Here is an 8892-nt window from a genome sequence, read left to right as displayed (position 1 = left end):
CAACAGCATCAATCAAACACCACCAATGGAATGCTTCAACTTAACAAATTCGCTGAATTATCGGATTGAACGTGCTAGACTAAACTTAAAAATAAACGCTTAGGCATGAGAACTGAAAGGAAGTAGCTGAGATGACAAAGGTAATTATCCCTGAAATTGCGGATGCGCAAACGGATCACTATTTAACCAAGAAAGGGTACGAGGTGTTAACCGTTAAGAATCCGACCGAAGCAAGCATCTTGGCGACGGCACCGGACGTTGCTGGCATTATGATGTTTGTGGCGCCTTTCCCCAACAGCTTGTACGCTAAGCTCCCTAACTTAAAAGTGTTGGCCCGTTACGGTGTTGGCTATGACAGCATTGATGCGGAGTACGCTGCCTCACAGGGCGTTTGGGTAACGAACACGCCCGGGGCGAACGCCGTTAGCGTTGCTGAATCAGCGATTACTGATATCTTATTGTTAGCCAAACAGTCGGTAACGATTGCGGCTAAAATGCAGGCCAACGATACGACCGGTGCGAAGACCATTATGGGTCACGAACTGAACGGCGCAACGGTCGGCATCATTGGTTACGGCAACATCGGTCAGGCGTTGGCTAAGATGCTGAGTGGCTTTGGCGTGAACGTATTGCTCTATAACCGGACGCATCGAGAGACTGAGTACGGCAAATACGTTGATTTAGAAACCCTGCTGACCGAGTCCGATTACGTCAGCGTCAACATCGCTGCGGTACCAGCAACCGAGCATTTGATTGGCGAAGCTGAATTGAAACTGATGAAGCATCGGCCTACTTGGTCAACCTTGCGCGGGGGTCGATCGTTGATGAAGCAGCCTTGATTTCGGCGCTGAAGAACCACGAGATCGCTGGTGCGGCCCTGGATGTCTTTGACGTTGAACCGTTACCACGAGATAGTGAATTTTTCCAACTCGACAACGTCTTTTTAACACCACATACGGGGGCGAATACCGTTGAGGCTGGTCGGAACATGGCGATGGGGGCTGCTCGGATGATTGACGAAGTCTCTCAGGCAAAATGCCAGAGTGGCCGGTCAATTCACCTAAGTTGTCCTAGTAGTTATTGCCCATCATTAAGATAACGAACACCTTCTTTTAAGCGCCTATTTTTAGCTGGCCAATCAGTCCGAAAAGCCGCGAGTTAAGTTGTTTTGAAACTTGGAAACAGCATGCTAAACTGTGGTCACTTAAACGAAGGGGGGATCCATCATGGCAATTGCTGGATCGTTATATCATACTGAAGTCGTTAATGAAAAAGGTTTGAGTGGGATTAGTTTCGTACGGGGAAACGAGGCGCTGGCGCTGGGGGTCAGCAGCTCGTTGGTTAAGTCACCGGGAGTGAATCCGGAACAGTTAACGGGGCTTGCCATCAGTACCTGTTTTAACGCCACCATTGAATTAGTGGAACGGGCGCATAATCTGCCACATAAGAGCGTGGTGCACACCGGTGTGGATCAGTTGAAGGATGATAAAGGGTATCAATTTGTTGTTCGGGTACAGATTCTCATGACCGGGGTTGAACACGAGTTAGCAGAGCAGTTGGTGAACGAAGCTAAGGACTATTGTCCGGTAGCGAAGTTGATCAAGACTAACGCAAACGTGTCGTTTACGGTGGTGGATCAGTTTGAATTTTAAACGAGAGTTGTAATTAACGTCAAAACGCCACGGATTCGATGTTCAAGAATCCGTGGCGTTTTTGTGTGCAGTTGTGATGACTAAAAGTTATAACCGTTGATGCCGCAACCGGCCAAACACAAACCGGTCACTTAGCGCGATAAAGCTCCCTTGGAAAATCAGTGCCACAAACGTCCCGACGTTGACCGCCCAGACTTGGTGCTGAATCGCAAAGGTGATGCAGATGATTGTCAGTGGCGTTAGGTAGGCGACTAACGAGGCCACGATGGCGTTACCGTGTAAAAAGCGGAACCGAATGATTTGCATTAAGTCGTCATTTGGATGCAAGATAAGGTTGACCCGCTGGTAGATTGAGATACCACAGCTGATCAACATCACGCCGATAATATCGACAATGACGGCTGATGCGATGGGTAACTGGGTGATGCCCAGATGGAGCAAGAGTTGGGTAATGCCACTAACGAGGTAGCTAAACGGCACCATAAACAAGAAGTTGCCCAGCATCCGGTGCCAGTCAAATTGACGCAGTAACAGCGCGTTGGCTAAAATAACCGCCACCCCTTCAATCAGCAGCATGTTGCCCAGGTTCATGGCAAACAGGTGCGCCAAGTTCACCGCCGAAGCTGTCCACAGCGCACTCCCGAGATTGAGGGAGACGGTGAGGGCGTTACCGAAGGCGTTGATGAGAATTGAAACGGTCAGTAGAAGGCAGTCCCCGAGAATGGTGGGCTTGCCGCTTGGTTGGTACAATGGAATCGATCCTTTCGTGAGCCGGATGACGATTTAACGAAACCGGTTGCGAGTTATTTGAAATACAGTTTGAAATCTGTTAGATTTGTTAAAAATAAGTGCTGTTACAATTGGGAGGAACTAAACATGTCAGAGACACCGGCTTTTCGACCTTTGATTTTTCGCCGGGTGTTATTAACCGTTGATGCTGATGATAGCACATCGACGCAACGCGCGTTTCGGTATGCGTTAACGTTGGCGCTGGATTATCAGATTCAACTGGGCATCTGCTCGGTGGTTGAAAATCACGATATTAACATTTACGATTCGCTGATTCCAGCGAAGTTGCAGGAGAAGCGCGATGCCGTTCAGGCGGTTGTTGACCGGTACGTGGCCACGGCGCGCGAAGCCGGCGCGCAACACGTGAGCGGTTACGTCAACGAGGGTGGCGACGTGGACGACGTTATCTTAGATGAGCTGTTGCCCGATTTTGATCCCGACCTCGTGGTTTGCGGTGCCGATACTGAATTTTCGGCGCACCGGGTGGCGGGCGCGGTTAGCCTAAGATTGGCTAAGAAGGCGCCAGTTTCAGTTATTGTAGTAAGATAGTCGCATTAAAAATGGTAGTCCCATGAGGGCTACCATTTTTGAATTAGTGGCGTTCCAGATAGTCTTTAAGCACAACTGCTTGATTATGCGTTTCATCCTTAGCGCCGTACAGTAAAATCACGTTACCGTTTTTTGCCTGCGTCGTGACCAAGTCAATGAACTTGTTTAAATCAGGATTAGCGTCCAATTCCGCTTCATAACGGGTTTTAAATTCCGGATACTTCGCTGGTTCGTGACCAAACCACTGCCGCAGTTCCTTGGTCGGCGCAATTGTTTTAAACCACTCATCAAGCGCGGCCTTTTCTTTTGAAATGCCTCGAGGCCAAACCCGGTCCACTAAAATTCGAAAACCGTCCATATCAGCCGGTTTGGTGTAAATGCGTTCAATTTTTAACGTCATGTTAATTCACCTTCTCAAATGATAAGATAACACATAGTGAGACTAGAAAGGAACTGATAACCGTGAAAACGGATGAATTGAAGACATTTTTTAGCGGTCGTCCGACGGCTGAGATCACCAAGGCAATTTTAGGTAAGCGCCTGAGTTACCAATCACCACAGGGATTACTGAGTGGCATTATCGTGGAGGCCGAAGCGTATTTAGGTCAGGAAGATTCAACCGCCCACGCCTTTAATGGTCGCCGAACGCCGGCTAATGAAGCGTTGTACGGCGAGCCGGGAACGATTTACATTTATACACTTCGCGGGCAGTACATGTTTGACGTTGCGGTGCAGGAAAAGGACAACCCGCAAGGTATTCTGGTTCGGGGCTTGGAGCCGGTTGATGGCGTCACGTTGATGGCCGAAAACCGGCATGGTAAAACGGGCAGCGACATCAGCAATGGTCCGGGGAAGTTGATGCAGGCATTGGGCATTCAAAGCAAAGCGTTGAACCTGACCATGGTCAACGCTGGACCACTTTCAATTGACCTTGATCATGGTCGTCAGCCCAAAGAAATCATCACCTCGGCCCGAGTCGGCGTCAGCAAACGTGGCGACTGGACGGAAGCGCCGTACCGGTTCTACGTGGCTGGCAATCCGTACGTTTCGGGGATGCGGAAGCGAGATATGGATTTGGACAGCATGGTTGGTTAAATTAAATTGCAGTCAAAAAGGCGCGTCGTTCACCAAGTGTTGTGGTGAGTGACGCGCCTTTTATAATGACAGTTAATCTTCTTGATCTGCTTGTTGCTTCTCATAAATTTTATCGTGCACGTACGGATACGTCCATTTGACCATGATCGACATCGTAAGCGGCAGTAGGATCACGAGAATGATCAAACCGATAATCACGGTCATGGCGACTTGAATCAACGTCAGGACGCCAGATGGCATCAGTGCGGCAAAGGTCCCGCCAAGGATGATAGCGGCGGAAATGACGACTGTCCCAATGATGGCACTAGCGTTGACGATCCGTTTGCGGACATCTGGTAGTTTATCCGCGTCATCCCGGTAACGCATCATTAAGAAGATGCTGTAATCCACACCCAACGCAACCAACATGATAAAGCTGAAGAATGGTGTGTTCCAGGTCAGCAATGCTTGACCTAAAATCGCATTTGACAGTAATCGAGTCAGCGTAAGGGCACTGACGTAGGTCGCCATTAACGTGCCGATAATGGTTAGCGGTTGAATGAGTGAACGGGTCACGAAAATCAGCGCGATGCCGATGCCGACCAGCATGATAATCGCGGTCCGGATAAAGTCACTGTTAGACAATGATTCCAAATCGGCAGTCTGAGACGTTTGACCACCGATTGCGACGGTCGCGTTAGCCAGTGAGGAATGCTTTAACTTGGCGTGCACGTCGTTGGTGATGGTTTGGATGCGATGCGCCGATTGAGTCGTGCTAGGATCGCTGTTTAAGACGATCGTCAGCGTCGTGATGTGATCGTTATCGGCCATGAAGGCGTTCAGAGCGGGTTTAAAACTAGCACCAGCGAGGGTGGCTTTTGGAATATAGAATTGATCACCGATATAGGACGATTGTAATTCGGCTAAATACCGTTTGACGCTGGTCGTGCCACCGCTTGGTTGGCACTGGTCAAGCCACCTTGAAGTTGCTTCGTCTGTGCTTGCATGGCCGTTAACTTGGTTTGGAGTTGTTTGACACCAGCGTTGACCTGCGTACTGCCGCTAGCGACTGATTGAGCGCCGTTAACCAACGTGGCGCTTTGAGACGATAACTGTTGTGCGCCACTGTTTAAAGTTGCTAAACCACTGTTAAATGGTGAGACGGCTTGGTTTAACTGCCCTAAGCCGTTAGTGAGTTGAGCCGAACTACCAGCAAGCTGGCTGGTACCAGTTGCGAGAACGGGAATCTGACTAGTCTGGTTTTGAAGTTGATTTAGACCGCTAGTTAATTGTTGGCTACCAGCAGTCAATTGTCCCACACTTTGACTGAGCGTACTGGTACCACTAGCGAGTTGACTAGAACCGCTCGTCAGTTTTGAGACGCCAGCCGTGTAAGCAGCGACGCCTTGACTGAGTTGCTGAGCGCCACTTTGCAGTTGAGTGGTGCCGGTAGTTAATTGTGATAGTTGGGCGGTTTGGTTGCTGTTGGTTGCACTAGTCAGCTGCGTATTGGCCTTGGTCAAGCCACTTTCAACCTGCGTCAGTCCTTTATTGGCCTGAGTTAACCCGGTCACCAATTGGCTCAATTGATGGTTTAAATACAGTTGGCTGATGCGACTACCACCGGGTTGGGTGACCGAGCTGACTTGTTTCACACCGGTTCGGCCTTTAAGTAGTTGGTCAGGTCATCGATGGTGCCCAAGTCGCGTTGGTTGTTCAATGACTTGTCAGCCTCAATGTAGAGGGTAGAAGGACCGGACATCCCAGCTGGATAGTGTTTTTGAATCAGGTTGTAACCGGCCTTGGATTCGATGGTATTTGGCAACTCGTCCGCGCTATTAAAGTTGAGCTTTTGCTGGCTGAACAGCAGTAGTGGGGTGATGGCGAGTAACATCAGGATCACCGTGGTTATCGTGTGGGCCATGGCCGAGCGAGACAGCCACCGCCAGATGCGGTTGGTACCGTGAGTGGCGAGGTTGCGGCTGGGCCAAAACATGGTTTGACCGAGGAGCGCCATGAAGAACGGGTTTAAGGTTAATAGAACGGCTAGCAAGACGATGACGCCCACCGCAACGCCCACTGCGGACTGGTAGAACGAGAATTTGGCGAGGGCGAGGACCGCAAATCCGATGAATACGGAGATGCCGCTGTAACCAATGGTGCGGCCCGCGTGCTTGCGGGCAACTTTGGTGGCTTCGTCAGTACTTAACCCGTTGGCAAGTTCCTCCTTAAACCGGTTATACAGCAGGATGTTGTAGTCGGTCCCGATCCCAAAGAGCACGACAACCATGAAAATCTGGGTAAAGTTAGAGATTGGAAAATCAACCTGTTGGGCGAGGTTCATCACCAGACTCGATGACACGAGGTAGGCGATGGCGACCGTCAGTAAGGAAATGATGGGCACGAGTAACGAACGGAACACGAGGATCAAGACGATGAAGATGAAGACGGCCGCGATGATTTCCGTTTTCTTTAGCCCGGCTTGCGTCGTGGTGGAAAAGTCGTCATTTAACAACGCACTCCCCGTAACGTAGGTCCGAAGCCCGCTGATGTGCAAATGCTGTCGAAGCTGTTGCGCTTGCCGGTGCACTTTAGCACTATCGGACAAACTGATCATCGCCAGTTGAGTGGTGCCATCTTTGGCGCTTAGCTGTTTTTTAGTAGCTGCGTTGTCACTGGCGCTGGTCATACTTAGGATATCTAGGTTAGCGTCCTTTTTAATTTGACGGATGCTCTGCGCAATTCGTTGATTATCCTTGGTTGTCAGCTGACCATGTTGCTTGTTAAAAACAACGATCAGTGACCGAACGCCGCGATTATTGACGGATTTGCGGTCAATCGTTTGCGCGACTTCGCTTTGAACGGATGATGGCAGGGTCACCTGACCCTTATCGCGAACGAGTCGGCTAACGTTTGGCATGGCGACCAACGCAGTGATGATCAGTGCTAACCACACTAGGGCTGCGAGGCCGTGTTTTTTGATGAAGACTTGCATGTAACTTCCCCTCTCATTGGCAAGTGATTAAATTTAGACACTTGTCTAACTAATAAGTGCATGATAAACTCGGGGCAAGTGAAATACAATTCACAAAAACGCTGACCTGCCAAAGTTTAGACAGATCAGCGAAATTGCAAAAATGAGGTGAACATGGTGAAGTATGATTTGAACAAGCGACCAACCAAGGGGGCGCAACGCACACTGCGGGCCTTTTCAAGCGCGATGTTTGAGTTACTGGAATTGAAGTCGTTTGAAGCAATCAGTGTCAATGAACTCTGCCAACGTAGTGACTATCCTCGGGCCACGTTTTATAACTACTTTGATGATAAGTACGACCTCGTGAACTATTGCTGGTACTTGTTAGCCACTGAAATTCGGGTGGGGGAAGCGCCCAAGTTATCGCCAGACGAGATTTTGGTGACCTATTTTGACCGATTGTATCGGTTCTTCGCTCACCATCACCGCCAAATGACCGCAATTTTGCAGCATAACGATATTGACGAAACGTTGATCGCCAGTTTTACGAATTACCTTAAACAAACCGTCCGGACGATTTTCCGGCAGGTACTTGGTGACCTGCAACTTAACATTCCGACAGAATTATTGGTGACGCAGTGTAGTGACACATTACTGAATCTGATTGAATGGATTTTTTTGCAGGATAAGCCGACAACATTGGATGAAGCCCACCGTTATTTGTCGATTTTGATTGGTAATTCTAAGAAAGTGGTGGTACCGGGGGTTTGTGCACCGAATGAATAGAAGTGAAAATAAAAACGGTTCTGATAATCCCACAGAAGTAGGGGTATCAGAACCGTTTTTAGATTCAAAAATTAAAGGTATTTGGCATCCATTTCATCGTCTTGAGAGGTCAAAATCTTAGGACCGTCCTTCGTGATGACCAAGGTGTGTTCGTACTGGGCCGATGGTGAGCCATCAGCGGAAGCGTAGTACTGCCATGAATCGCCAGGAATTGGCTTGGAAACAATCTGCCAAGTGCCAAGTTGACCATGGGTTCGATGGTGATGGTCATGCCTTCGCGAAGACGCAAGCCCTTACCAGCTTCGCCGTAGTGAGGGACGTTTGGTTCTTCGTGCATGGTTGGTTGAATGCCGTGGCCAATGAGTTCACGAACGTCGCCCATGTGGTTTTCGTCTTCGACGTAGTGTTGGATAGCAGCGCCAATATCACCGATCCGATTGCCGACAACGGCTTGGTCGATCCCGAGATAGAGGGCCTTCAAGGTCACGTCCATCAAGTGTTGCTTTTCAGCAGAAATCTCGCCAACCGCGTAGGTCCAGCAAGAATCACTCATAAAGCCGTCCAAGTTAACGACTAAGTCAACGGCTACGATATCACCGTTTTTGAGTAGGAGGTCTTTACGAGGCGTAGCGTGAGCCACTTCATCGTTAACGCTGACACAGGTCGCGTATTTGTAACCTTCAAAACCCTTTTCTTCGGCTTTAGCGCCGTGTTCTTCAATGTACTTGTTTGCGAATTTTTCGATGTCCCAAGATGAGATCCCGGGCTTGATAATGTCGCGTAGGCCCTTGTGGACGCCGGCAAGAATTGCGCCAGACTTGCGCATCATATCAATTTCACGTGCTGATTTTAATGTAATCAAATTTCTGACTCCTTTTAATTTGGCTTCTCTACTAATGTACACCTTTTTGATGGGTTCTGCTAGATATAGCAATTTGAGACGGAAATGCATAGCGGAAAAGGCGAGATTGTTAAGTATCAAGTTTGTTAATTAACGCCAATACCGCTGTCGTTTGTGTCCAGCGACAGTGTGCGGAGCGAGACGGGTTGAGAGCGTAGTGTAATGGT

Annotated in this window: 6 protein-coding genes and 3 pseudogenes; 5 read left to right on the top strand and 4 right to left on the bottom strand. The window is 49.1% G+C overall.

The features are described from left to right. The first annotated feature begins 131 nt into the window (after positions 1-131). Both JCM2765_RS15110 and JCM2765_RS15100 read left to right on the top strand, forming a co-directional pair. Positions 132-1099: pseudogene (locus JCM2765_RS15110) on the top strand (phosphoglycerate dehydrogenase). 127 nt (positions 1100-1226) lie between these two features. Continuing rightward, positions 1227-1652, top strand: coding sequence for an OsmC family protein (locus tag JCM2765_RS15100; protein WP_054737413.1), 426 nt, complete (start codon positions 1227-1229; stop codon positions 1650-1652). An 87-nt stretch (positions 1653-1739) separates the two neighbouring features. On the opposite strand, the gene JCM2765_RS15095 is transcribed toward JCM2765_RS15100, so the two are convergent. After that, complete coding sequence (locus tag JCM2765_RS15095; protein WP_156301820.1) at positions 1740-2402, bottom strand: YczE/YyaS/YitT family protein; 663 nt, start codon at positions 2400-2402, stop codon at positions 1740-1742. A 126-nt stretch (positions 2403-2528) separates the two neighbouring features. Between JCM2765_RS15095 and JCM2765_RS15090 the strand changes: the two genes are divergently transcribed. Continuing rightward, on the top strand, positions 2529-2990 hold the full coding sequence (locus JCM2765_RS15090) for a universal stress protein (protein ID WP_054737412.1): 462 nt from the start codon (positions 2529-2531) through the stop codon (positions 2988-2990). 43 nt (positions 2991-3033) lie between these two features. On the opposite strand, the gene JCM2765_RS15085 is transcribed toward JCM2765_RS15090, so the two are convergent. Further along, positions 3034-3390, bottom strand: a complete 357-nt coding sequence (locus JCM2765_RS15085; RefSeq protein ID WP_054737411.1) for a DUF488 domain-containing protein — start codon at positions 3388-3390, stop codon at positions 3034-3036. A 62-nt stretch (positions 3391-3452) separates the two neighbouring features. Here JCM2765_RS15085 and JCM2765_RS15080 point away from each other — a divergent pair, with 62 nt between their 5' ends. Next, the gene (locus JCM2765_RS15080; protein ID WP_173585559.1) at positions 3453-4085 is read left to right on the top strand and encodes a DNA-3-methyladenine glycosylase; all 633 of its coding nucleotides are present in this window, start codon (positions 3453-3455) and stop codon (positions 4083-4085) included. A 72-nt stretch (positions 4086-4157) separates the two neighbouring features. On the opposite strand, the pseudogene JCM2765_RS19325 reads toward JCM2765_RS15080, so the two are convergent. Beyond that, positions 4158-7059, bottom strand: a pseudogene (locus tag JCM2765_RS19325) (MMPL family transporter). Between the two features lie 153 nt (positions 7060-7212). Here JCM2765_RS19325 and JCM2765_RS15070 point away from each other — a divergent pair. Further along, positions 7213-7824 (top strand): TetR/AcrR family transcriptional regulator, encoded by a 612-nt coding sequence (locus tag JCM2765_RS15070; RefSeq protein WP_225352127.1) that lies wholly within the window; start codon positions 7213-7215, stop codon positions 7822-7824. A gap of 71 nt (positions 7825-7895) precedes the next feature. Here the strand turns inward: JCM2765_RS15070 and map are convergent. Next, positions 7896-8686: pseudogene (gene map / locus JCM2765_RS15065) on the bottom strand (type I methionyl aminopeptidase). Positions 8687-8892 lie beyond the last annotated feature (206 nt).

Source organism: Secundilactobacillus similis DSM 23365 = JCM 2765 (genome assembly GCF_001311075.1).
Taxonomy (GTDB): domain Bacteria; phylum Bacillota; class Bacilli; order Lactobacillales; family Lactobacillaceae; genus Secundilactobacillus; species Secundilactobacillus similis.
This window is presented reverse-complemented; position numbering and strand designations above follow the sequence as displayed.